25 protein-coding genes are annotated in these 24,529 nt (G+C 46.1%); 8 read left to right on the top strand and 17 right to left on the bottom strand.

The window, feature by feature from the left end; all coding sequences use genetic code 11:
- Positions 1-20: 20 nt before the first annotated feature.
- Entirely contained in the window at positions 21-1,421 is a 1,401-nt protein-coding gene (gene radA / locus DOM22_RS06220; RefSeq protein WP_142699540.1) for a DNA repair protein RadA, read from the top strand.
- Between the two features lie 9 nt (positions 1,422-1,430).
- Here the strand turns inward: radA and DOM22_RS06215 are convergent, their stop codons facing one another.
- Positions 1,431-2,171 carry an SGNH/GDSL hydrolase family protein gene (locus DOM22_RS06215; RefSeq protein ID WP_210415695.1) on the bottom strand — a complete coding sequence of 247 codons (741 nt, stop codon included), beginning with the start codon at positions 2,169-2,171 and terminating at the stop codon, positions 1,431-1,433.
- Between the two features lie 113 nt (positions 2,172-2,284).
- Here DOM22_RS06215 and DOM22_RS06210 point away from each other — a divergent pair, with 113 nt between their 5' ends.
- Positions 2,285-2,659, top strand: a complete 375-nt coding sequence (locus DOM22_RS06210; RefSeq protein ID WP_142699538.1) for a Crp/Fnr family transcriptional regulator — start codon at positions 2,285-2,287, stop codon at positions 2,657-2,659.
- A gap of 34 nt (positions 2,660-2,693) precedes the next feature.
- Here DOM22_RS06210 and DOM22_RS06205 read toward each other — a convergent pair whose 3' ends face one another.
- The 3 genes from DOM22_RS06205 to glpK are packed head-to-tail and all read right to left on the bottom strand — an operon-like array spanning position 2,694 to position 6,165.
- Positions 2,694-3,944 (bottom strand): Nramp family divalent metal transporter, encoded by a 1,251-nt coding sequence (locus tag DOM22_RS06205; RefSeq protein WP_142699537.1) that lies wholly within the window; start codon positions 3,942-3,944, stop codon positions 2,694-2,696.
- A 48-nt stretch (positions 3,945-3,992) separates the two neighbouring features.
- On the bottom strand, positions 3,993-4,679 hold the full coding sequence (locus tag DOM22_RS06200) for a flagellar brake protein (RefSeq protein WP_142699536.1): 687 nt from the start codon (positions 4,677-4,679) through the stop codon (positions 3,993-3,995).
- Position 4,680: 1 nt separating this feature from the next.
- The gene (glpK, locus tag DOM22_RS06195; protein ID WP_246845865.1) at positions 4,681-6,165 is read right to left on the bottom strand and encodes a glycerol kinase GlpK; all 1,485 of its coding nucleotides are present in this window, start codon (positions 6,163-6,165) and stop codon (positions 4,681-4,683) included.
- Positions 6,166-6,216: 51 nt separating this feature from the next.
- Between glpK and DOM22_RS06190 the strand changes: the two genes are divergently transcribed.
- Positions 6,217-6,987, top strand: a complete 771-nt coding sequence (locus tag DOM22_RS06190; RefSeq protein ID WP_142699535.1) for a lysophospholipid acyltransferase family protein — start codon at positions 6,217-6,219, stop codon at positions 6,985-6,987.
- A 51-nt stretch (positions 6,988-7,038) separates the two neighbouring features.
- On the opposite strand, the gene DOM22_RS06185 is transcribed toward DOM22_RS06190, so the two are convergent.
- The 8 genes from DOM22_RS06185 to gpmA form a co-directional block, all read right to left on the bottom strand.
- A complete protein-coding gene (locus DOM22_RS06185) occupies positions 7,039-7,224 on the bottom strand; it encodes a hypothetical protein (protein WP_142699534.1) in 186 nt (61 codons plus the stop codon).
- A 13-nt stretch (positions 7,225-7,237) separates the two neighbouring features.
- Positions 7,238-7,666: a hypothetical protein gene (locus tag DOM22_RS06180; protein WP_142699533.1), complete on the bottom strand. Its 429-nt coding sequence runs from the start codon at positions 7,664-7,666 to the stop codon at positions 7,238-7,240.
- A 106-nt stretch (positions 7,667-7,772) separates the two neighbouring features.
- Positions 7,773-9,011, bottom strand: coding sequence for an imidazolonepropionase (gene hutI / locus DOM22_RS06175; protein WP_142699532.1), 1,239 nt, complete (start codon positions 9,009-9,011; stop codon positions 7,773-7,775).
- A 67-nt stretch (positions 9,012-9,078) separates the two neighbouring features.
- Positions 9,079-9,633: a sugar O-acetyltransferase gene (locus DOM22_RS20185; protein ID WP_142702122.1), complete on the bottom strand. Its 555-nt coding sequence runs from the start codon at positions 9,631-9,633 to the stop codon at positions 9,079-9,081.
- A 98-nt stretch (positions 9,634-9,731) separates the two neighbouring features.
- Entirely contained in the window at positions 9,732-10,628 is an 897-nt protein-coding gene (locus DOM22_RS06165) for a DUF6635 family protein (RefSeq protein WP_142699531.1), read from the bottom strand.
- 67 nt (positions 10,629-10,695) lie between these two features.
- Positions 10,696-11,493: a DUF4382 domain-containing protein gene (locus tag DOM22_RS06160; protein ID WP_142699530.1), complete on the bottom strand. Its 798-nt coding sequence runs from the start codon at positions 11,491-11,493 to the stop codon at positions 10,696-10,698.
- Between the two features lie 413 nt (positions 11,494-11,906).
- Positions 11,907-12,341, bottom strand: a complete 435-nt coding sequence (locus DOM22_RS06155) for an Hsp20/alpha crystallin family protein (RefSeq protein WP_246845864.1) — start codon at positions 12,339-12,341, stop codon at positions 11,907-11,909.
- A 197-nt stretch (positions 12,342-12,538) separates the two neighbouring features.
- Complete coding sequence (gene gpmA, locus DOM22_RS06150; RefSeq protein WP_142699529.1) at positions 12,539-13,285, bottom strand: 2,3-diphosphoglycerate-dependent phosphoglycerate mutase; 747 nt, start codon at positions 13,283-13,285, stop codon at positions 12,539-12,541.
- Positions 13,286-13,436: 151 nt separating this feature from the next.
- Between gpmA and DOM22_RS06145 the strand changes: the two genes are divergently transcribed.
- From DOM22_RS06145 to DOM22_RS06135, 3 genes are all read left to right on the top strand, one after another.
- The gene (locus tag DOM22_RS06145; RefSeq protein ID WP_142702120.1) at positions 13,437-16,139 is read left to right on the top strand and encodes a 2-oxoglutarate dehydrogenase E1 component; all 2,703 of its coding nucleotides are present in this window, start codon (positions 13,437-13,439) and stop codon (positions 16,137-16,139) included.
- Positions 16,140-16,151: 12 nt separating this feature from the next.
- A complete protein-coding gene (gene odhB, locus DOM22_RS06140; protein WP_142699528.1) occupies positions 16,152-17,459 on the top strand; it encodes a 2-oxoglutarate dehydrogenase complex dihydrolipoyllysine-residue succinyltransferase in 1,308 nt (435 codons plus the stop codon).
- A 341-nt stretch (positions 17,460-17,800) separates the two neighbouring features.
- On the top strand, positions 17,801-18,604 hold the full coding sequence (locus DOM22_RS06135; RefSeq protein WP_142699527.1) for a hypothetical protein: 804 nt from the start codon (positions 17,801-17,803) through the stop codon (positions 18,602-18,604).
- A 3-nt stretch (positions 18,605-18,607) separates the two neighbouring features.
- Here DOM22_RS06135 and DOM22_RS06130 read toward each other — a convergent pair whose 3' ends face one another.
- On the bottom strand, positions 18,608-19,504 hold the full coding sequence (locus tag DOM22_RS06130) for a LysR family transcriptional regulator (RefSeq protein WP_142699526.1): 897 nt from the start codon (positions 19,502-19,504) through the stop codon (positions 18,608-18,610).
- A 108-nt stretch (positions 19,505-19,612) separates the two neighbouring features.
- Between DOM22_RS06130 and DOM22_RS06125 the strand changes: the two genes are divergently transcribed.
- Both DOM22_RS06125 and DOM22_RS06120 read left to right on the top strand, forming a co-directional pair.
- Positions 19,613-20,023, top strand: coding sequence for a DoxX family membrane protein (locus tag DOM22_RS06125; protein WP_142699525.1), 411 nt, complete (start codon positions 19,613-19,615; stop codon positions 20,021-20,023).
- Between the two features lie 7 nt (positions 20,024-20,030).
- The gene (locus DOM22_RS06120; protein ID WP_142699524.1) at positions 20,031-20,819 is read left to right on the top strand and encodes an SDR family NAD(P)-dependent oxidoreductase; all 789 of its coding nucleotides are present in this window, start codon (positions 20,031-20,033) and stop codon (positions 20,817-20,819) included.
- 75 nt (positions 20,820-20,894) lie between these two features.
- Here the strand turns inward: DOM22_RS06120 and DOM22_RS06115 are convergent, their stop codons facing one another.
- The 4 genes from DOM22_RS06115 to DOM22_RS06100 form a co-directional block, all read right to left on the bottom strand.
- Positions 20,895-22,634 (bottom strand): phosphatidylserine/phosphatidylglycerophosphate/cardiolipin synthase family protein, encoded by a 1,740-nt coding sequence (locus DOM22_RS06115; protein WP_210415694.1) that lies wholly within the window; start codon positions 22,632-22,634, stop codon positions 20,895-20,897.
- Positions 22,635-22,763: 129 nt separating this feature from the next.
- Positions 22,764-23,609: a hypothetical protein gene (locus DOM22_RS06110; protein WP_142699522.1), complete on the bottom strand. Its 846-nt coding sequence runs from the start codon at positions 23,607-23,609 to the stop codon at positions 22,764-22,766.
- A 1-nt stretch (position 23,610) separates the two neighbouring features.
- Positions 23,611-24,171 carry a DUF1700 domain-containing protein gene (locus tag DOM22_RS06105; RefSeq protein ID WP_142699521.1) on the bottom strand — a complete coding sequence of 187 codons (561 nt, stop codon included), beginning with the start codon at positions 24,169-24,171 and terminating at the stop codon, positions 23,611-23,613.
- Positions 24,172-24,480: a PadR family transcriptional regulator gene (locus DOM22_RS06100; RefSeq protein WP_142699520.1), complete on the bottom strand. Its 309-nt coding sequence runs from the start codon at positions 24,478-24,480 to the stop codon at positions 24,172-24,174.
- Positions 24,481-24,529 lie beyond the last annotated feature (49 nt).

The following is a 24,529-nucleotide window of genomic DNA, read 5'->3' as shown; positions in this document are numbered from 1 at the left end:
AACAATGATACCGAATATCTATGGCAAAATCGAAAAATAAAACTGTCTATACCTGTCAAAATTGTGGAGCCCAGCGACCTCGCTGGGAAGGTAAGTGCTCGGACTGCGGCGCCTGGAATTCTTTCGTCGAGGAATTGCAGCTGGAGGAGCCTAAAACCAGAGGATGGTCGACAGGAAGTGTCGAAAAAACGAGCACCGCACCTGGTGCAGGAAAACCGGTTTCTCTAGACCAAAGCCTCGAGGCGATTAAATTGGATCGCTTTGATACGGGATTCCAAGAGCTGAATCGCGTGCTGGGCGGCGGTCTCGCGCGTGGAAGCTTCGTGTTATTAGGTGGATCACCGGGAATCGGTAAGTCGACTTTGCTTTTACAAATGGCTGGCGGCTTAGCTTCCGACAAGCGCAAAATCCTCTACATCTCCGGCGAGGAAAGTGTCTCGCAAACAGGATCCCGTGCCCATCGCTTAGGTATTCGCTCCCCTCTCATCGAAGTGGGTGCCGAATCCAACCTTCATAACGTCATGGAATTGGCTCGTCATAAAAAACCAGATGTTTTGGTCGTCGACTCGATTCAAACAATGTATCTGTCTGATTTGCAGGCAGCCCCGGGTTCGGTTTCTCAAGTTCGTGAGTGTGCCGGGCATTTGATGGGTCTGGCAAAACAAGACGGCATCGCCGTGATCCTAATCGGTCACGTCACCAAAGATGGAACCATCGCAGGTCCCAAAGTTTTGGAACATATGGTGGACTGTGTGCTGTCCTTTGATGGCGACACTTCTTATGACTTCCGCTTGCTCAGAACTTTAAAAAATCGTTTCGGCGCCGCTCACGAATTGGGCGTGTTCCAAATGAACTCCAAAGGTTTGGAAGAAGTTTTAAATCCGTCGGAACTTTTCCTGGAGGAACGTGGCGATCAATTGATCGGTTCCGCGGTTTTCGCGTCAATGGAAGGGACGCGCCCGCTTTTATGTGAAGTACAAGCGCTGACTCTTTCCACGAATATGGCCATGCCTCGTCGTACTTCTTTGGGTATTGATGTGAATCGTCTGCATTTATTGACGGCGGTTTTGGATCGTCACTTGGATGTGCGCTTATCCAGTAACGATATTTTCGTCAATGTCGTGGGTGGTCTGAAATTGGTGGAGCCGGCTGCAGATTTAGCGGTGGCCGCTGCCATTTTATCAACGGAAGGTCGTCGTGATCTTGACGCTAAAACGGTTTTCTTTGGCGAGATCGGTTTGACGGGCGAGGTTCGCGGGGTTTCATTCGTTGAAAGCCGTATCAAAGAGGCTGATAAACTCGGCTTCCAACATTTTGTTATTCCGTACTCAAATAAACGCCACTTGGCGGATTTGAAAATTTCTGGTGATAAGAAAATTTCTTACATCAAAAACGTCAAAGATTTGAGCCGTCTGATTTAATCGGAAAATCTAGCGGACGGCGCCTGGTTCAGACGTCGTCCCTGTCGTATCCTCTTCAAGCAAAGGCTGCACCACTTTTTCACGAGCCCGTGAAACTTGAGGCAGCTTTTCTATTTTCGCCACGACTTTCTTACCCCACTCTGCCGAATCCTTAGGTCCGTAGTGAATACCGTCACTTTTTCCGGCAGGATACTTTGTCAGTTCAGAGCTATCGACAAAGGCGCAGTTCGCCTTTTCAACCAACGCTTTGATTTCTTTCACGCCATCAGCAAGATTTAGTTTCAAAGTCTTATTTCCTGTATCCGGCGGCCCGATCCAGATGCACTCGCTATCATTCTTTTTAATGGTGTCGAGCATGGCCTGAATCGATTTCTTTTCGCTTAGAATATTCGTCGGCGTTGACAGTATGTTTGTGCCCAGGGCAATCACCGTCAGATCCGGATGTAAAGCGCTGAGCTCTTTGGAAAAGGAATCCACCTGGTGCTCTTTCACGCGGATTTCCTGGCCTTTGATGTCCCGTCTCCAATAACCGCAGTTGGTGGATTTAAACTTCTTTCCATCCGCCATCCAAGTTGAAGGCGATGATCCACAGCCAGCTATCGACGTAACATTTTTGGAAACACTCCGCAGATATTTATCGATTTCTTCGCCAAACTGCCCATAACTGTGAGAATCACCGACAAACACGGTGTTGAAAGCCTTTGCGGAAGAACTGCCTAATGCGATTAAAATGGGTAAGACGTACTTCATCTTCATGAGTCCATGATAAGACCGCATTCTCGACAAATTCAACCCTCTTGCTTGCAGTCCGCAATTCTGTGTACAATTCTTGTATAAAATCAAAAAAACCAGAGGCGATACGGATGTCAGCACTCGAGCAGTTACACAAACAGGAATATAAGGCCGGCGAATTTATTTTCTTTCAAGGCGACGTGGAAAAGCATTTCTACATCATCGAAACGGGCACAGTTAAAATCTGCACCATGGATCGAGCGGGTAAAGAAGTGGAAATCAACCGGATCGCTGACGGAGAATCCTTTGGCGAGTTCGCACTTCTGGACAATGCTCCCCGCTCTGCTTCCGCGAAGTGTGTAACGGACGTAGTGGTAGTTCGAGTTTCTGAAGACGGATTTCAAGAACTGTTAAATGACCTGCCTGTCTGGGCTAACTGCATGCTGAAATCATTTGTGGGTCGTCTGAAAAAGATCATGGACGAACAAAAAGACCAACAAGTTTAAAAATTAAAAAGCCGCCCCCCAGTGGGCTTTTTTTTTATTCCTGAATCAAGCGCATCAACATATAGATGTTGGCTACAATAATAACAGCACAAATACCCCAGCCCGCCGTCTTAAACTTCGCAGACAATGCCCACTCTTTCATAAGATTTTTTGAACAAGCAAACATCAACAGAGGAACCACAGCAAAAGGCAACTGCAGACTTAAGATCACTTGCGTCCCCACCAGTAATCTCCCGACGGAGTGCTCGCCCATATAGTGCACCCCAATCCAGGCGGGGATGATTGCCAGGACTCGCGCAATCGCGCGACGAATCCAGACTGGCATATGAAAATGCATGAATCCCTCTAAGATCACCTGTCCCGCAATAGCTCCTGTGATCGTTGAACTTTGCCCTGCCGCGAACAATGCCAACGCAAACAAGAAACTCGCAGCACTTGCTCCCAATAGAGGACTTAGCAATTTGTAAGCATCCTGAATCTCTGTGATCTCATAATACCGATTTAAGTGAAAGACCGATGCCGACACAATCAGGATCGCGGAATTAATAAAGAACGCGATTCCCAAACTTAGAATCACTTCCCAGGTGATCATGCGAATCGAATACTTCAGTTCCGCGGGAGTATCCTTGACCACACGACTTTGCACGACGGCTGTATGCAGATACAAATTATGCGGCATCACGGTGGCTCCCATAATCCCGATCGCCACGTACCACGCGTGCGCCGTATTGAAGGAACTGGGTTTTGGAATATATCCCTTTAGAACTTCCAACCACGGCGGCGAGCTTAAGAAAACTTGAACCACAAAGCAAAGCAAGATCATTAAGACAAAGGCGAGGACGATCGCTTCAATCCTGCGCATGCCTTTACCTTGCAATATAAAGATAAAGACCATGTTAAAGGCTGTCAGCAAGATCCCGTTTTCAACTGAAACTCCCAGAATCATATTAAAGGCTAAGGCTGTTCCTAAGACTTCAGCGATATCTGTCGCGATGATTGCGATCTCGGCCAAGACCCATAGGATATTTTTCACCCAGGGACGATATTGATCACGACAAAGTTCGGCGAGATCTTTTCCCGTCACGACACCCACGCGTACGCAGATGGATTGCAATAACATCGCTGCGATAGACGAAAATAAAATCACACAAAGCAGATTAAAACCGAAACGAGAACCCGCTTCAAGGTCAGTGGCCCAATTGCCCGGGTCCATATAACCGACGGCTACCAAAACACCGGGACCGATAAACTGAGTGAATTTTCTTTTCGGAAGGTCGACGTTCATGACTCCATTCTCAGTGCAGTCATGAATCTTGGGTAGAGCTTTTTGGATTTATTTCTGTGACGGATACTTAATGAAAATCTCTCGCTGCAAATCCACCATAAGACTTAGCAGACGGCTTTCCATACGAGTGTCGACGTTTTTAAACTGCATTCCGGCGGTTTGAATTCCATCTTTGCTGGAAGAAAAACGCACTTCCAATTCAAATTCAATCGGACGACGAATTCCCAAGCGCACAGTGCCGCGAATATTATCGCCTTCTTTAAATGCAGGAATGTCATTCGCCATGGCCACACGCACACCACCAGCGCTGATATCCAAAATTTTGCAATCGATGAAAAACTTTTGCGCGTTATGCTGCATAAGATTGAAAACGCCGTCGTATTTCTGCGGAAGATCAATGCGGGCATTGGCGCGCCTTTGTAGTTGAAACAAATCCCCGTCAATTCTTAGGTGCGCCCAACCCGTGGAAAACACCAGATCCGTGCGGAAAAAGTAGCGCTCATTTTTAAACATAAAGTTCACCACAACCGATTGGTTTTTAGTGAACATTTTAGAATTGGAAGTGTGATGACAAAGAAGATCTTCGTCTCTTTCCGTTTGCACGGCGATCAAATTGAAAAACGAATCGTCATCGCCCTTAACGGAGACTTGAATCTTGTCATGAGCCAACTCTCGAAAAAGAAATTTCTTTTCCGAGACTGGAACTTTCTTAAAGATATTTTGACCTAGCTGCATTCTAAACTCTGCTCAATGCCTCTTGCCAACGAACCTTGCGAGCATTGCGTTCTTTGGTAGACATTTTAACTTTAAATTCTTTGTCAGTTGCCCAGATTTTTTTGATCTCTTTAATGTCTTTCCAGAAACCACACCCCAGTCCCGCCATAAAAGCGGCACCCAAGGCTGTTGTTTCCAGATTTTTCGGGCGAATCACATTCACACCGGTATAATCCGCCTGCATCTGCATCAACAGATCATTTGCAGCGGCCCCACCATCCACTCGCACAGAGCGAACTTTTTTACCCAAGTCTTTTTCCATGGTGACTAGGATATCCACATTTTGCAATGCCATAGCTTCCAAAGTCGCCCGCGCAATGTGGGCCTTCGTAGTTCCGCGGGTCAAACCGCAAATCACGCCGCGCGCGTCAGGTTGCCAGTGAGGAGCCCCCAAACCCGTCAAAGCCGGAACGAACTCCACACCATCTGTTGTTTCAACAGTTTTTGCCAACGCCTCAATTTCGGAAGATTGTTGGAACAAACCCAAGCCATCCCGAAGCCACTGAACAGCAGCTCCGCAAACAAAGGCACCGCCTTCAAGGGCATAAGTCATGTCCCCGTCTTTAAGCTTCCAGGCAATCGTCGTCAGCAATCTGTTTTTAGATTTCACAGCCTTTTTACCCGTATTCAGCAAAAGGAAACTGCCCGTACCGAAAGTACATTTAGATTCGCCGACATCATAACAAGCCTGACCAAAAAGAGCTGACTGCTGATCACCCAGGATTCCGCAAATAGGAATTCCATCGGGCATAAAACCCAAACCACGAGTGGTACCGAAATCAGCATTTGAAGGACAAATTTCAGGAAGCATACTTTCTGGCACACCAAAAAGCTTTGTCAGTTCTTCGTCCCACCATCCCGTGTGAATATTCATCAGCATCGTACGGGAAGCGTTGGTGACATCCGTTTTATGGGATTCACCTTGAGTCAAACGCGACAGCAAATACGTATCCACAGTACCCGCCACCAATTCGCCATTGCGAGCACGTTCTTTAGCCCCTTTGACGTTGGCGAGAATCCATTGAATTTTTGTCGCCGAGAAATACGGATCCAGCACCAAACCGGTTTTCGCTGTGATCATTTTCTCTTTTTTGTTTTTCTTTAATTTTTCACACTGCGCTTGAGTGCGGCGACACTGCCAAACGATGGCGTTGTATACGGATTTGCCCGATTTTTTATCCCACACCATCACTGTTTCACGTTGATTGGTGATACCGATGGCTTTGATCGCTGAAGCTTTGATATTCGCTTTTTCAATCGCCAGGCGCATCGATCTTTGTGTCGTAAACCAAATGTCCTCAGGGTCGTGTTCCACCCAACCTGGTTTAGGAAAAATTTGCTTAAAGGTTTCACGAGCCTCAGAAACGAGACCTCCGGCTTGATTGATTATGCAAACCCTGGAGCTGGTTGTTCCTTGATCAATCGCCATGATAAAACTAGAAGACATAAATTCACCTCAAAAACTATCGATGAAGCAACATGGGGCCTGAGAATTATCATGATGAATTTCTTGCAGAAACCCAACGAAAAAATCTTCGGATTGAAGAACCTCGACAAGGACACCTTAATCTTTCGAGTGCTGCCCCGTTTTCTGCTTGAGATCCTTCGCAAATACTTCCGTATGGAAATTTTAGGGGCCGAAAATATTCCCCGCCGTGGTGCCTGCGTGATTGCTCCTAATCACTCGGGATACTCTGGATTCGATGCTTTTTTGCTTGGGCACATCGTGCAACAAGAAGGTAAACGCGTTCCAAGGGTTTTGACTCATCATTTTTGGTTTTTAACAGAAACGACCGCTATCCCCGCTCACAAAATGGGTTTCACGGAAGCGACTTATGAAAACGGCGTGAACTCCCTAAAAAAAGGAAATGCCATCGTTCTTTTTCCGGAGGGCGAAGCCGGAAATTTTAAACCGACTTCGAAACGCTATCAATTGCAGGAGTTCAAACGCGGTTTCGTGCGTATGGCTTTAGAAACCCAAAGCCCCATTGTTCCGGTGGTGATTTTGGGAGCTGAAGAAACTCATATCAATCTTAAGAAGCTTAAATTCACCAAATTCCTAAAAGGCTCGGTGATTCCACTGCCTTTGAATATCATCCCGTTGCCAGCAAAATGGCGCATTCGTTTCTTGGAACCGATTCACCTGCCTTACAAACCGGAAGCGGTTGAAGACGCTGAATTGGTGCATGAAATTGCCCAGGATATTCAGGAGAAAATGCAGGCAGCGATCGAAGAAGAAATCCACAAACGCGGAAATCCATTCCTATAGGTAACAGTTCCCTTTTCGGAATGCGATGCATTCCGAAAAGGGAACTGTTACCTATTTTTTATTGGAATCTGGAATGTCGGCACCAACGGCATTAAGAATCAATTGCCACTGAGCCGTTAAAACGCCTGGCTTGTCAGTGTTACGACTGACAAGTTGACTGACGAGCAAAGCTGCTACGCCCGTTGCAATGACGAGGAGGAGCACGTACTCCACCACGATCTGACCGCGTTTATTCATGTAAATAATGATATCAGAGTTCTTGAATTGCGCTAGGACGAACTAGACTAGCCGGCTGCCAGTTGTTCATCGTCATACGCAATGTATCGACTAATAGATCCAAATTCTCATCTTCGAGCGGTCCACGTAATCCGATGACCACGTCTTCGCCCCATTTTTCGCATTCCAGAGGATTCTCTGTTTTAGCGCTTTCGAAGGAAAGTTGGAAACTGTCGGAAGTTGGGTAAACCATCACCAGGATGTTAGCGCCGGAAGATTTTGCGGCTTCTTTGGCTTTTGCTGTTTCGGCAGACAACTGCTGTTGAATCATAAAATAGATTTTCAAAGCCAAGGCTTCATGAAACTGAGCAAAGTAGATTCGAACGGGCCCATCGAAGATGGCGCTGTTAAACGCAGGATTGAAATACTTCGACTGCATTAATGTCGTGTACGATGATCTCATCTTGTTGCTCCCCCCGGATACACCACAAGACTAGAAAGAAAAGAGCACCTAGTTCAAACAAAAATTTATAATCCATGTAAGATTCTTAAATTTGTGACGCATTGGATTATTTAAGACTGTCGAAAATCTTCTTTCCTCGAGAGAAAACAAGCTTCTTCGGACGTTCACCCACCGAGTAGAACAGGCAATCCCAGCTCTGATCGATGCACAAAACATCAGCAGACTTGCCAACCTCTAATGAACCGATCTCTTTATGCAGATTCAAAGCGTGAGCTGCCCCGACCGTGTATGCCGATAGCACCTGTGGCAGAGTCATCTTCATTTCAAGTCGTGCCAACAACCCCACCAAGTTCAATTCTTGAGTTGGAGAAGTGCCGGGATTAAAATCGGTCGCAAGCGCCACACGGGCCCCTGCCTCGATCAACTCTTTGGCTTTGGGATAATTCGTTTTGGTATAAAGATCCGCTGTCGGAAGCAGCACACAAGTGACATTGGAGTTTGCAAGATTCTTGATTTCTTTGCCTGTGATTTGCAAAAGATGGTCACCTGACAAGGCACCCAGCTTTACAGCAAGATCAGCCCCGCCCGACAATGTCATTTGATCCGCATGAATCAAAACATCAAAGCCCAGCTCTTGAGCTCGGCGTAGGTATTTTTCAGATTCAGCCAAAGGGAAAAATCCCTTTTCAATAAAGACATCCACGCGTGAAGCGAGTTTCTTTTTCTTAACTTCAGGTAAAACCACCTCACCTAGATGCAGCAGATAACTTTCGTAAGTTTTAAACTCCGGAGGCAGCGCATGGGCCCCCAGGAAAGTCGCGACTGTGCGCGCGCCCTCAAGCTTTTGCACACTCTGCAGAACCTTCATTTCATCTTTTAAGTTCAATGCATAACCAGATTTGATTTCCACCGTCGTCACACCTTGAGAAACAAAGTGATCCAGGCGTTCTTGCCCCGTGCGTGCAAGTTCCGCGACAGAAGATTGACGCGTGTTTTTCATCGTCGACAAAATGCCGCCACCCTTGGCAGCAATTTCTTGATAAGAAACCCCATTGTTGCGCAGTTCAAACTCAGCCGCACGATTGCCCGCGTAAATCAAATGCGTGTGGCACTCGATAAAGCCCGGCAACACTGTCAGACCTTTGGCGCTCACTTCTTTGATTTTAGATTTCGCAAACTGTTTTGGAACTTTACCAGAAGGACCGATCCATTGGATCACGCCTTTATCGATTAAGATCGCCTGCTTTTGAGAGATTCCCAAATCAGCTTCGGTCACACGACGACCTTCTTTAGAAGCCGCCCCTGCCATCGTCAGTAAAGTCGAAATGTCGCGAATTAAAATCATGGGACCTAGTAGACCACGAAATCCCGAAAGGTAACAGTTCCCTTTTTGGAATGCGCCGCAGTCGAACTTAGCGCAGCTCTCTAATTACCTTTGCAGGATTTCCCACGGCCAACACATTCGCCGGAAGGCTCTTAGTGACCACAGACCCAGCCCCCACCACGGTGTTATCACCGATAGTGATGCCCGGGCAGATGATGACATTGCCACCTAACCAGACGTTATTCCCAATAGTAATGGGATGCGCTGATTCCAGCCCGCTTTTGCGCGTTTTAGAATCCAACGGATGAGTCGCCGTATAGAATTGCACACCCGGAGCAATCTGACAGTCCTCACCGATGGTGATTTTATTACAGTCCAAAAATACTGCATTGAAATTGATGAAAGTACGAGCCCCGATGGAGGTGTTACTGCCGTAATCCACGTGAAACGGTGGGCGTACAGTCACCCTTTCGCCCACGTCATCAAAGATATCTTGCAAGAGTGCTGTGCGTTTTTCTGTGTCGGCTGGATTTGATTGGTTGTATTCCAAAACTCGTTGTTGTACCAAAACTTGCTCGGCCTGAAGGGCCGCATCCGCGACGTACAACTCACCGGCCAACATTTTATCTTTTTCAGTCATCATTTTTTCCACGGATAAACCTCTATCCTGACTGATATCGCATAAACATCAGCTCGGCATCACTTTATCAGCTCATCTGTGGCAATGCAGAATTGCGAACCTTAGGCCGCTATAGAGACCTTATTTTGCTTCATTTTATTCTTAATTTCATTCTTCAAAAGGACATACAGATTTTGCTCTAAGGATTGAACCAAGGATGTCAGCTTATAATCCTGAATACCCAAAGCTTTTCGCAAAGGATCACTAAATACCGCAACCGCGATACTACAAACCGTCAGCAACACACCCACACCCAATGTAGCTGCCACGACTTGAGTTTGCGTCGGGGCCACCGGAAAAACATTATAAAAAGCGGAGCCTAATTTCTTACCGAAAACAAAGTGATCTGCAGCATCTTTATTAGCGACGTTACGAGCAATTTTTGAGCCCATGCCGGTAACTCCCAAGCCACCATCATTAAAAAACATCTTACCCACGCACAACGAAAGTACCGTAGTAATTAAATCCGTCACCAGCACCTGAGCTGAAGAAAATTTATCGACTTCTTCTTTATAAAGATCCGTAATTTTTCTCTTTATCTGGGTAAGTTCGGCATCAGAAAAGTGCGATTCAAGCTGCAGTTGATTTTGCAGTTTCTGAAACACCTCATCCTGCGAAGAGGCCAGGAGTTCATCCAGCAATATTCTTTCAGAAACCTTCTGATAGCGGGTTTTAAACCCAGCAGGAACTTTTTTAATAAGTGAATTCCCCTGGGACCACCCTAGTTTATCCGCGATCTCGATCCCCTTTTTAGCAGTTAAGAAAGGAATCGCCCAAAGAGCATTTAAGGGATAAAAAATCAAATCCAACAAGACAGATTGTCGTTGGATTTTCAATGCTTCGCCGAGGCTAAAATGACGACTTACAAAAACCGGCACTTCATTCTTTTTCTGCTCGAAATGTTCTTCCAGAATTTCATCGATGGCACCTAGGAAGACATTTTTTTCTGCGTTCTTCATTGCTTCCTCAAAAGCGAGGAGCCAGCACGGAACTGGCTCCGCCGATATATTTTAATACCGAGAAATCTTACAAGTATGGCAACTGACTTTCATCAACGATCGGCTCTTGGCCATCAACCAAGGGGGTGTAATCCCAGCCGTCACCGGAACCATCATTTTCATCCGGAGTTGTGATGATTTCCACTGGCGGTTCCGGAGTTACTGTTGGTGACGGTTCCACAGAAGGAGACGGCGTCACTGTCGGTTGTGGATCTACGACTTCAGGCAGTTGTTGTTTGGTTACAGAAATCAATTTCAACACTGGTTTTAACAAGCAACCACCATTGCCCTGCAAAACGATGGATTTCATCGCATCGAAATCCAAGGTCACATTATATTGTTGGCCAGCTTCAAACTGAACTTTATTAGTTAGGATGATTTTAACACCGGTTTTTTGAGCGCTTGGAGTTTTCAGCTCGCAGATAGAGTCATCACCTTTGATAATATAGTGTCCTGAATCTTTCAAAATCAGACGAATCTGCTGAATTTGCAAACCATTAGGAGCCACGATTTCCTGCAGTGGCAGGCTGATCCCATTTTGCAATTTCAAAAGATCTACCGAACCCAGGCCCTTCGCCAAAATCAAGCGTCCGACCTTACTCGCACCCGCAACCACGACCTCAAGATGGTCGATATCTACGACAACAGATTTAATATCTTTATTAGGCGCATCGACCAATTTGAAATTAACCAGCGCTTCTCTGGATGAATCGATCGAAAGAGACGAGGCGACTTCGGAGTTTAAATTCGTTGCAGATTGTGGACTGCAAGAAGCGATAAAAACCATCCCGGTTGCGATCACAAGTTTATTGAACGATGTATTCATGCACCCTCCTGGCGACTTTCATAAGCACAGGAAACACTGTACCCCAGCTGATTTGGAGTCGCCACAAATGCTCTTCTTGAGTCATTCATTTCGAGAGCGTGACTAAAAGGTAGTCACTTTCAAAAACATTTCCCCTCGGGAAAGGTTGAAAATGCTTAGCTAAAATTTGGGGGTTGATAAGGCAGATTCTCGGAAAGCTTCGAGGCCTATAAATACAAGGTTCGAAGAGGAGAGAGAAAAGAATGTGTGTCGAGGTTGTTCGGGAGGAAAGACATAGAAAGCAAGGCGGCCCCTGGAGGGAAGCTCAAGCATCTGTCTTACCAACCCCAAACTTTAGCTAAGCATCCTTCGCTGAAGCTACGGCTGCCAAAGCCCCGTGGGGACCTGTCCGCCGTAGCCTTGGCGAAGGTGGATTATTGCACTTTGATCGAACGGCTTTTTGCGTTTTCTGCTTTCGGCAGAGTCACTTCAAGCACACCGTCTTTATAAGACGCTTCGATTTTGTCTCCAGCAACATGCACTGGAAGACTGAATGTACGTTGGAATTTGCCCCAAGAACGCTCGGAATATTTTTTATCTCCGGCTTCTTTGATTCTTTCGCCTGAAATAGTCAGAACGTTGTCTGCCATTTCAATTTTAATGTCTTCTTTTTTGAAGCCCGGCAAATCCGTCGTTACGATATATGCATTTTCTTTTTCCTCTATATCTACAGAGGGAGAAAAGTCCATCGTCGAGCGAGCGGCAGGTGTGTACCCGCGATCCAAGTCACCGAAAAACTCTTCGAATTGACTAAAAAGATCGTTTGTTGGACGACGAGCGGACCATGGTGATAATGAACGCATTGACATAAAATCCTCCTATATAAACGTTTAAACTCTGCTGTGCAGAGAATCTACTCCAGCAGGGCTGGAGTGCTTACAGTTCGAGGAAGCTTCCGGATCACTTCTCATAATTAACTATGGAATTGATTTAAAAAGTGTCAAGGCGAGGTCAAAAAAAAGGGAGATTCTTAAAATCTCCCTTTTGAAAACATATGTAATTTGGTCTACTTCGCTTTACCTTGATTCGCGACAGCTTCCATTGCTGCCTTCACTTCTTCAGGATCACCGACAAATTCTTTGCCAATCACCTTAAGATCTTTATCAAGTTCATAGACCAACGGAATACCCGTCGGCATATTCACGCCCATGATTTCATCCGGCGTCATATTTTCCAAATGCTGGATCAAAGCTCGCAAACTGTTCCCGTGGGCAACGATTAGCACTTTTTGGCCAGATTTGATTTTGGGAGCAATAGTTTCGTTCCAAAGTGGAAGGAAGCGAGCCACCGTCTCTTTTAGGGATTCCGTGCTAGGCAAAAGGCTTGCGGGCACATTTTTGTAACGCGGATCGTGCGAAGGATGACGTGGATCATTGTTTTCCATAGCCGGTGGCATAACATCATAGCTACGACGCCAGATCTTAACTTGGTCTTCGCCATGACGGGCCGCAGTCTCAGACTTGTTAAGACCTTGAAGAGCGCCATAGTGGCGTTCATTCAAGCGCCAGTCTTTGTGGACAGGAAGCCACACTTGATCGATCTCGTCCAAAACGAAATTGAGGGTTTTGATAGCTCTTTTTAGAACGCTTGTGTAAGCAACATCAAATTTGAAGCCTTTGTCATTGAGAGATTTGCCTCCTTTTGCAGCTTCGGCACGACCTTTTTCGGAAAGATCAACGTCTTGCCAACCTGTGAAGCGGTTCTCTTGATTCCAAACACTTTCACCGTGTCTAATCAGCACTAACTTATACACGCTTAAACTCCTTCATTTTCAATAAAATAAGAGCTAACATGACCGTGCATCCTTGAATATGAAAACTCTCGATTTTTGCTACGCATTAACACGTTACAAACGCGCGAGTTTTTGGAAAAAACAAGGTCTGCCTAAAGTGAGGAATTTCGTCGTGAACAACAATGGTATCAACAGCTCAAATCTTGAATACATTGAAGCACTGTATGGTGACTTCAAAGCAAAGCCTGAAACACTTGCTCCCGAGTGGAGAAGTTTTTTTGAAGGCGTTGAATTTGCCCAATCTGGCAAATTCGGAATGTCTGACAAGGAGCTTTCAGTTTTCCAGTTGATTCAAGCTTACCGCGCTCAAGGACATCTTGAAGCGGATTTGAACCCACTTTACAAACCGACTGCTAACGAAGCGTTGAATCTTAAAACTTTCGGTTTGAGTGACAAAGACTTGAACGCGAAATTCCAAATCGGTGCGATCGTTGGAAAACAAAATGCTTCTTTGTCTGAGATCATCACTCACTTGCAAAAAGCTTATTGCGGTAAAATCGCTTTGCAAGCGGCGGATGCATCTGCAGCTGAATACAAATGGTTGCAGCAAGAGTTCGAAGGATCTTCTTTCAAACTTACTCCTGAAGAAAAGAAAACTGTTTTGGCTTCTTTGACGAAAGCTGAAACTTTGGAAAAATTCGTTCACACACGTTACGTGGGAACAAAGCGCTTCTCGGTTGAGGGCGCCGACTCAATCCTTCCGATGATGGACACAATCGTGAACCGTGGTTCACAAGCTGGCATCAAAGAACTTCACATGGGTATGGCTCACCGCGGACGCGTGAACATGCTGGTGAATTTCTTCGGTAAGGGCGAAGAATACGTCTTCGGTGATTTCAATGGTCCATTAGAACTTGAGAAAGCCGTCGAAGATTTCGATGGCGACGTAAAATATCACTTGGGTTATAAAACCGAAAAGAAAGCGACTAACGGATCTTCCGTGAAGGCGACTTTGGCTTACAACCCTTCTCACTTGGAAACTGTGAATGCAGTTGCTTTGGGCATTACTCGTGCCGCTCAAGATTTAAACGCGGGCGACAGAAAATCTGCTGTCTGCGTCTTGATTCACGGGGACGCCGCTTTCGCTGGCCAAGGCATTATCCAGGAAACTTTGCAGTTGGCTGCAGTTCAGTCTCATACAACTGGCGGAACAATCCACGTTATCATCGATAATCAAGTGGGCTTCACGACAAGTGCAAAAGATGCGCGCTCCACTCGTTATGCTTCTGATCCAGCGAAAATGACTTTCACACCGGTGATTCATGTAAACGGTGACGATGTTGAATCTTGTGTGCGTGGTATGGATATCGCTATTCGCTACCGTCAACAATTCGGCAAAGACGTTGTGATCAACCTGATCTGTTACCGTAAGTACGGTCACAACGAGGGTGACGAACCTGCATTCACTCAACCCTTGATGTATGATCTGATCAAAGCACACGCGACTGTGCGTGAGCTTTACGCGCAAAAATTGGCGGGTGAAAACAGCGTAGATCAAAAAACGGCTGATGATCTTTACCAACAAGCGATGGATCGTCTGCAAAAAATCTTCGAAGACACTAAGAAAGCTCCACCGAAACTTAAAAACTTTAAGTTCGAGGGCAACTGGTCAGGTCTTCGCAAAGGTGTTGAAGCCGATGCCGACAAACCAGTGAATACATCCTTCGATTTGGCAAAACTAAAACAAATCGGTGAAAAAGCAGCCTCGTACCCAGCAGACTTCACTCCTCATCCAAAACTTTTGAAGCTTTTGGAAAGCCGTAAAAACATGGCTTCTGGAAAAGATCCAGTGGACTGGGGCATGGGCGAGCTTCTGGCATACGGATCTCTTCTTGCCGAAGGTAAGTCTGTGCGTTTGACAGGTGAAGACTGCGTTCGTGGTACGTTCACTCACCGTCACGCCGGCATGTATGATGTAAAAACAAATAAAGCGTTCTTCCCTCTGGCTGATACAAACCCGAAAGCAAAACTTTTGGTGGCAGAGTCGATTCTGTCTGAGTACGGTGTCATGGGTTACGAATACGGTTACACCACTTACGATCCAAACTCTTTGGTGATGTGGGAAGCTCAGTTCGGTGACTTCGTCAATGGCGCGCAAATCGTGATTGACCAATACATCGCTGCGGCTGAATCCAAATGGCAGCAAATGTCTGGTTTGACGTTGTTACTTCCGCATGGTTACGAAGGCCAAGGCCCAGAGCATAGCTCTGCCCGTCTTGAGCGCTTCTTGCAAAGCTGTGCAATGTACAACATGCAAGTGTGCAACCTGACGACACCAGCACAGATCTTCCATGCACTTCGTCGCCAAATGGTTCGTGATTTCAGAAAACCCCTTGTGATCATGACGCCAAAATCATTGTTGAGACATCCAAAAGCTGTTTCTCCAATTGAAGACCTGGCAAATGGTTCTTTCCAACCGGTTCTTGGAGATGCGACTGATAAATCCAAAGTGGATACAGTGGTATTTGTTTCCGGTAAGTTCTATTACGAACTTTTGGAAGAAAGAGAAAAATCTAAAAAGGATAACATCGCGCTTGTTCGTCTTGAGCAGATCTATCCATTCCCGGCTCGCCAAGTGGCAGAAGTTCTTAAGGGCTACCCTAAGGCTAAGACACTTATCTGGGCTCAGGAAGAACCGAAAAACATGGGCGCATTCCAACATGTTTACTTCAAATTTATTGAAGTGGTTCAAAAAGCCGGATTGCAACTTCGTTTTGAGTACGCGGGTCGTCCTGAAAAGGCTTCTCCAGCGGTGGGTTCAGTCCACAGGCACAAAACGGAACAAGCTGACATTATTAAAAGCATCTTTAGCTAAAGGATAAGCAACATGAAACAAGAGATTAAAGTTCCCGCAGTGGGCGAATCTATCACCGAGGCGACAATCGGCAGCTGGACTAAAAAATCCGGCGACTTCGTTAAGCGTAATGAAGTTTTGATGCTTCTTGAAACAGACAAAGCCAGCGTTGAAGTTGTCGCGGAAAATGATGGTGTGTTGACGATCCTTCCAGGCAGTGAAGCTGGTGCAACAGTTTTGATTGGTGCAACAGTTGCGACCCTGGATACTGATGCTAAAGCAAGCGCAGGTGCTCCGGCTCCGGCGGCAGGTGCAGTTCCACCTCCACCACCCGCACAACCAGCAGCTCAAACTTCTGCTTCTCCTGCACAGATGTCTTCTGCTCCGGCAGGATCTGGCGGTTCTAATCCAAATCTTTCACCAGCGGTGCAAAGAATTGTGACTGAAAACCAAATCGATCCTTCTCAAGTTGCGGGCACTGGTAAAGATGGCCGTTTGACGAAAGGTGATGTTCTTGCAGCCACTCCGGGTACAGCAGGAAAAGCGGCCGCTCCAACAGCAGCAGCAGCTCCTTCTGCAGCACCGGCAGCTAAAGCTGCGGCTCCAACTGTTGTTCCAGTAGCTACAGGTCCTTCGAAACAAGGCGATAAAAAACTTGTTCCGATGACAACGATCCGTAAGCGTATTGCTGAAAAATTGAAAGAAGCACAAAACACGGCGGCACTTCTTACGACTTTCAACGAAATCGACATGACGAAAGTGATGGAGCTTCGCGCGAAGTACAAAGATAAATTCAAAGAGAAATTCGGTCTGAACCTTGGTTTCAACGGCTTCTTTGTGAAAGCCTCTGTTGAAGCTTTGAAAGCTTTCCCTGCAGTCAACGCATGGATCGTTGGCACTGATATCGAATACCACAACTACTACAACATCGGTATCGCGGTATCCACTGAAAAAGGCTTGATGGTTCCGAACATCAAAGACGCAGACACATTGTCCTTGGCAGGTGTTGAAGTGGCAGTTCGCGATCTGGCTGCAAAAGGTCGCGATGGCAAGATCTCTCCAAACGATTTGGGTGGCGGGACATTCTCCATCACAAACGGTGGTGTGTTCGGCTCCCTTCTTTCAACTCCGATCGTAAACGCGCCTCAGTCAGCGATCTTGGGTCTTCATAAAATCCAAGACCGCCCAATGGCCATAAACGGTAAAGTTGAAATCCGCCCGATGATGTACGTGGCTTTGACTTACGACCACAGAATCGTGGATGGCAAAGAAGCCGTGAGCTTCCTAGTGAAGATCAAAGAGCTTGTTGAAGATCCTGAAAGACTTCTTCTAGAAATCTAAAACTCTTAAAACCCCGCTCACAAAGCGGGGTTTTTCTTTTCTGACAAAAAGTTCTTCGCTAAATGGAATGCTGGCGAAAGTTCTTTCGAATCTCTCGATGTCAAAGTTAGAAGTTTTAGAAACCCGCGGTTAACAATCGCGGGTTTTTTTATGAGCGGCGCTTGGAAGCGTTGATTACTTTGGATTCCAAGTGGCGATTTTGTCTTCTTCGTTTACAGATCTGCTTCACATCAACACGTTTTAGCCCGTGAAAATTTGCCGCCGTAAAAACTTTCGACACATTCGCCTGGACTAAAGCCGCGAAACAATCGGCCGATAAATTTCCTCGTCTGGGAGGATATATGTTTTTAGATTCAAGAATTCTATTGATGGGATTGGTTATGGGCGGACTTGTGGCTTGCAGCCCTAAGACTACTTACGAGAACTTTATTTCAGATCAAGGTTACATTCCTTTTCAACAACCACTGTCTCAAGTGGGTGTGGGTGCATTGCTGGCAGGCTCTCCTGATCAACTGCGCATCATTTCTCCATCTAAAACGTGCTTCCCTACTTCCTATAACGGAGCAGACACGCAACTTTACCAATCTGTGGATGCTCAGCTGCCAGAGATCTCCAAAAAGATGTCGATCAGCGCGGGGATGGATGCAAACTTCCTAGCAGCAAGTGGTACACCATTATTCAAACTTAAAACCAGCTACACTCAGCTAAAAACATTGGATGTGCACATTGATGGTGCTTCCATTGAATACCTGGATGAAATCGCCTTCGGTATGTGGGTTTATAGTGGCATGTCAGAACCTTGCCGCGCTTATCTACAAAACGGTGGCAGCTTCATCCGCCAAGCATTGCGTGTGGATAAAATGCTTTTCCAGTTTAAAAATTCCAAAGGTGGATTAATTGCGATCAACACGGATAAGATCAAAGAGATCATGGATTTCGAAGTGGATGTGAAATGGGAAATCGTCGACAACTACACAATGTCGATCACATCTCCTAAGTATGTGGGTTATCACTTAGCCAAAGTGAATCCACAATCGCCGGGCTCTATCGCTTACATCGCAAGCGATCTGACTAAAAAGGGTGAGTTCGACTTCAAACCGGTGGAAAGCTATACCAGCTACCAAGGAATGATGTCCTCTTACTAAGAACTATTCCTTTAAAAATTTAGGGAATTCTTTAACGAGCGTGTCCATCAGGGCACGCACTCGTTTTGACATATACCGATTCGACGGCGTCACAATATAAGCATCATGACCTGATTCCAGGCGATCATTCACGACCACCTCCACCAACTCTTTACGACGAAGTGATTCCGCCACATCCCAATGCGAACGAATGGCGATACCTCCCCCCGACTTTGCGACCTCGGTTAGGAACAATCCATTGTTCGAAATGACCGACGAGGAGCTGGCGATCTCATTCAGTGAAAGCCCGCTTTTCATAAACTTTCGGTGGCGATGAATGCCAATCATCAAAAGGGAATGTTCTTTCAGATCTTTCACTGTCTTAGGTGTGCCGTGCTCTTTCAAATAAGCATTACTTGCGACCATCTTTAAATAGTTCGGTCCCAACCTTCTGGCAATCATGGTGGAGTCTTCTAAGGTGGAAAAACGAATCGCCAGATCAAATCCCGCTTCAACCAAGCGTTCATAGGCATCACTGAAATGCACGTCGACTTCGACCTGGGAATGCTGCTTGCGAAACTCTGTCAGAATCTTCGCGACCGGCCCCTGTGATAAACCCCATGGCATCGTCAGATGAATAGGACCTTTAAGTTCATCACTATCAGAAAACTGTTCTTCCATCTCTTTGATGTCACCCAGCAGACGACGAGCCTGCGGCATCAGCGTCTTACCCTCATCTGTCAGGGCCACCGCACGAGTGGAACGTTGAAACAGCCTCACCCCCAGATCGTCTTCTAAACGTGCGACACGCTTACTAAGAATCGAAACCGGGATGTCTACCTTGCGCGAGGCTTGAGTAAAACCCTGCGCATCAGCAACGGATAAAAAGGCCACAATGTCTTCAATATTCTGGATTTTCATTTTTTCTATTTTAGAAACAATGTTTCTCAAAAACAAGGGCTTATCATCGCATCAGAAAAGGTCTAATCTGAGCTCATCAGGACTTTTCACAAAGAAACAGGAGCCCATATGAAACTCAACCACCAGGATTTAGCCATCTCAATTTTGCGTATCGCTTTGGGGATTAACATTTTTCTTCACGGAATTGTGCGCTTTGGACCGAACTATTCCAAGTTCGTTGCTTGGATCACAGAGACATTTAAAGACGCTCCCCTTCCCGCTTGGTCGGTTCAAGCATTTGCTTATGCGATTCCTCCCCTTGAAGCGATCATCGGGTTGCTACTAATCTTGGGGTTGTTCTTAATGCCGACAACCATTGCAGGACTGGCGGTGATGATTATGTTGATGGCTGGAAGCTGCTTGATCCAAAACTGGGAAATCGTCGGCATCCAGATGATTTACATCCTGCTTTACACAGTTGTTTTATTTTTCCTTAACTACAATCACTACTCCGTTGACGTGCTAGTGAGAAAAAAATAGGTGCTCTATGAAAAAAAATAAATTGGCATTAGTCACAGGTTCCACGGCTGGAATTGGTTTCGCCATCGCGCAAAGCCTGACGAAAAAAGGTTTCGATGTGATCATCAACGGTCGCACGGAAGAGCGCGTGAATAACGCCATCAATGAGCTTATCAAATCTGGCGCAAACAAAACCTCCCTTCATGGAGTTGCGGCAGATCTTACAACCACGGCTGGTATTTCCAAAGTGACCGAGCTTTTCCCGGAAGTGGAAGTTTTGGTAAATAACTTTGGTATCTTTGAACCTAAAGAGTTCGCTGATATCAGCGATGAGGACTGGGAAAAAATGTGGAATGGAAACTTCATGTCGGGTGCCCGCCTCTCTCGTCATTATTTCCCGCGCATGATGAAAAAGAACGCGGGTCGTGTGATCTTTATTTCCAGCGAGTCTGCGTTGCAAATTCCAACAGAGATGATTCACTATGGAGTTTCAAAAACCGCGCAAGTGGCTTTAGCCCGTGGCCTTGCTGAAACAGCGGCGCGCACGAATGTAACCGTAAATTCTGTCTTGGTTGGACCAACGAAATCAGAAGGCGTTGGCACATTCCTAAAACAATTAGCCGAGAAAGATCATATCTCTGAACAACAAGTTGAAGAGGGCTTCTTTAAAACCGCTCGTCCAACTTCGATCATTCAGCGCTTTATTCGCCCTGAAGAAATCGGCAATGTCGTGGCTTTCCTTGCGACCGATGAAGCGTCTGCTATCACAGGTTCTGCTATGAGAGTTGAAGGCGGCCTGCTTAAAACAATGGTTTAGATTTTTAGCCCCTTATTGTGCGTGCGGAACCGCATCGGTTCCGCATCGCAGTACAAAAAGGGAACTGTTACCCGATTAAAGCATATCAAAGAAGATTCGCAGAACTGGAATCACTTCGGGGCTGCTTGGCAACTGGATCGCATCTGCAAAAGGAATTGCGGTCGCGCGATCTGAGCTGATGTCATTCATAAAGGCCTGAGTCACTGTATCCGCAAAGCGTTTGCCTTTTACAACCACAGCCATCTCGCCTTCCACCTTTTCAGAACGTGGATGCAAGTTATAAGACATCACCATCGAGTACTCGCCATCGATCACCGCAAGCTTAGAGTGAAGAGTCGCGCCTTTTTTCAAATAAACTTGCGCACCAACTGCTGCCAGATCATGGGCACTTCTTAAGATCGGAAGACTTACGATCGGCTCATCCACAGAGGTGTGAGAGTTCGTAAGAACACGCACACGAACACCGCGCGCCACTGCCGCCTGGATTTCATTTTTCAAAGCCGGGAACATCACGACGTAAGCATTTTCAATATCTACCGTGCTTTTCGCTTCGCGGATACCTTTAAGAAGCGTCATCATAATAGTACTGCCGTTTTGATTTTTTACTGGGTCATGATTCAAAACTGCAACCACATCACCTGTTTCTGGTGCCACTTGTTTGGATTGACGAACTTGAATTGTCTTATAAGACAGGTTCTTTTCTTTTACTTGCTGATTCCAAACGTCAGCGAACAGGCGGCGGCTTTCGTTCACCGACTCACCTTGAACATAAACGTCTGTATCTCTCCAGCGTGGAACATTCATATCTGGATTTTTATGGCTGTACACATCACCAAAATTCAAACCACCAGAAATCACATGCTCCCCATCGATGATCAGCATCTTACGATGTTGACCTTCGAAAACGTGGGAGGGATTCGTCCAACGAACTACTTCAATACCAGCTTGTTCCATTTTTTGAACGACCTCAGTATATCCCGGCTTTTTCGCCACTTGACCGTCCACGATCAAGCGAACTTTCACGCCACTTTTGTGTTTGGCGATCAAAAGATCCGCTGCTTCAAATCCGGTCTTGTCGGAGTAAACAGCCCATGTCATCACATCAATGGACTTTTTGGCTTTACTCATCAAGCTGTCTCGCAAGGCGAATGATTGCTCCCCGTCGATCAAGATTTGAACTTTAGAAGTCTTATGGAATTCAGACTTAGCAAAATGCAAAATATTATCCAGACCCGCTGGAGATTTATCCAAACGCTCCGTCATCGTTTTAGAAAGTGCCGACCACTCGACATATTTAACAGAAGGATTCGTTAATCCACGCAAGGCCAGAACACCTTCGATGTTGCTGACAGCGGTTTCAATCAGATAGGCTTCCTTTTCTTTAGAAAGTCCGATCAATGGATTTGGTTTTCCTCCCAATTCCGGCAGAGCCTTCAACTGCGCCAAAAGCGAAACCAACGAAGAAGTCAGTTTGCCGGAACTAGACAACACAGCTAATTGATTTAAAAGCATCGCCTCTTGTTTGACCGTGCCCAGCTCTGCCAGGTCACGCACATTCAAAGGAGAAATGGATTTCGTTTTAAGAACTTCAGTCGGATCACCCTTTACGATTTGAAAGGCATACTCGCCCAATTGAGCCTGCAGCTGCTGCTTTAAAAGACCCATCAAAATCGCAGGATTTACTGCTGGAGCTGGAGCCTGGGTTTCTGCGGCGAAGATAGCCGAACACTGCTCAGCTGCCATCACCACCGAGGGTGCCAGCGCCGAGGACAATAACAGGCCACTCACTGTCAAAAACTTATGCACCTTAGACATGCCCATAGGGTTCTCCTTGGAATAGAAATTCTTTATTAATCTATGCAAAGAGGTATTTCAGAAGACATGCCAGAGAGGGCAAAAAGACTCGTAAAGTAAACGAAAAAAGGGTTCCGAAGAACCCTTTTTTTACCTGACCGTAGTTGCGATATCGCCCACCCCAGAGGTGGCGCTGATTTCAAACTCTGCGTCAGTTTTTTCCTTATTCAAGAGGGTTCTACTGCCCATTCCCGTTTTATACTTTTCTTTTACAATTTGCCCTTGCGGAAGTTCGACATTGATACTGCCCATGCCAACTTTTAAAGACCATTCTCCCTCATTGATTTTTTCGATGAGTTTTACATCAAGTTTACCAACGCCAAGCTCAATTTTGATTTCTGGAGATGCTCCCGAAATTAAAACGTCGCCTACGCCCACTTCGCCACGAACGCCCCCTTTGCTTTCCGCGATCGTAAGTTTACCAGAACCGATATGAGCCTTAATTTCAGCCTTCATTTTCTCGACTGTCACATCCCCTTGCCCACCAGTGATGTGCAAGTCCACCGACGAAGGAATCTCTGCGATCAAACTTCCTGAACAGCCTTCGCTTTTCTTATCAATTTTTGAAAAGCGAATGGTCAATTCATCCTTACGGCGAGTCACTCGCAACTGGCAGCCCTCTGCCAATTCTTGCGCCGTGAATGTTCCTGCGGCGTCCTTACCCGCGGAAATTTTAACATCGCCATCCGGAACCACCACTTCAACTTCAGTAATTCCCGCCAAAGAAATTTCCAGCGGATTGGTGTTAGAGGCGTTACCGATTTCTTCGGCGTCAGGTCTCAGTTTATAAGCCCAAGAAGTTTTAGAAAAAGCGATTTTCTCAATTTCATCACGTTCTTTTTTACTCCAAGTGGATACAAATGAAGCCGTGGCTCCCAGGCAGATAGCCGCAACAAAGAAACTCGCAATCAAAGAAACGATATAGTACTTTTTCATCTTAGTGACCTCTCGCAAAATCAAGATTCCATTTCAAATATCTAAATGTCATTGCACCCATTAATTGAGTAATTGGTAATAACAAGAGCATAAAGAAAATCCCGAGGGATGCGATCCCCACGCACCCAATCATCAAAACTGGCACCAATAAGCTTGAGAATATTTTAACCAACAATGTAAAGAACATCGCTGCACCCACTAAAAACAGCGAGCCCCCCACAGACCAAAAGGCGACCAGCAAACACATCGTCACCAGGAATGGTCCAATGAAAACCAGGAAGTTCAACGGAGCCAGTGCCATCAATATAAGTGCAGCACGCATGATAGACTTGGCATTACCGGTCTCCCCCGTCACTTGATCGGCCAAAATTTTTTCAATACGGTAGTCCTTTATGATTTGATCCACCGAACCCAGGTCTTTGCAGATCTGATCTTCCGTTTTACCTTTCGCCAAAGCATGATGGAAATGCTCTTCGTACTCCGCCAAAATATCGGCGCGTTCGTCTTTTCTTACTTTTTTCAAACCGTCATTTAGTTGTTCGAAAAACTCTGCCTTCGTCATTTATTCTCCCAAAATCTTTTCAACACTTTTTGAAAACTCGCGCCATTCCTTGCGAAGCTCGTCGAAATACGTCCGACCCTTCGTCGTCATTTGATAGTATTTGCGCGGAGGCCCCTCCGCCGATTCCTGCAGATAGGTTTTGAAATAACCTTCATCGGTCATTCGTTTTAACAAGGGATAGATCGTCCCCTCGGCTATCTCGATGCTTTCTGAGATCGCTTCGACCAGCTCATACCCATAGCGGTCTTTGCGATTCAGCAGCGACAAAACCAAGAGTTCGATCACGCCTTTTTTAAATTGAACATTCATGAGTGCCCCTTACAGCTACAAAGTAATCCATGGTACCTCGGAATGCAAG

The organism is Bdellovibrio sp. ZAP7 (assembly GCF_006874645.1).
GTDB lineage: Bacteria > Bdellovibrionota > Bdellovibrionia > Bdellovibrionales > Bdellovibrionaceae > Bdellovibrio.
This window is presented reverse-complemented; position numbering and strand designations above follow the sequence as displayed.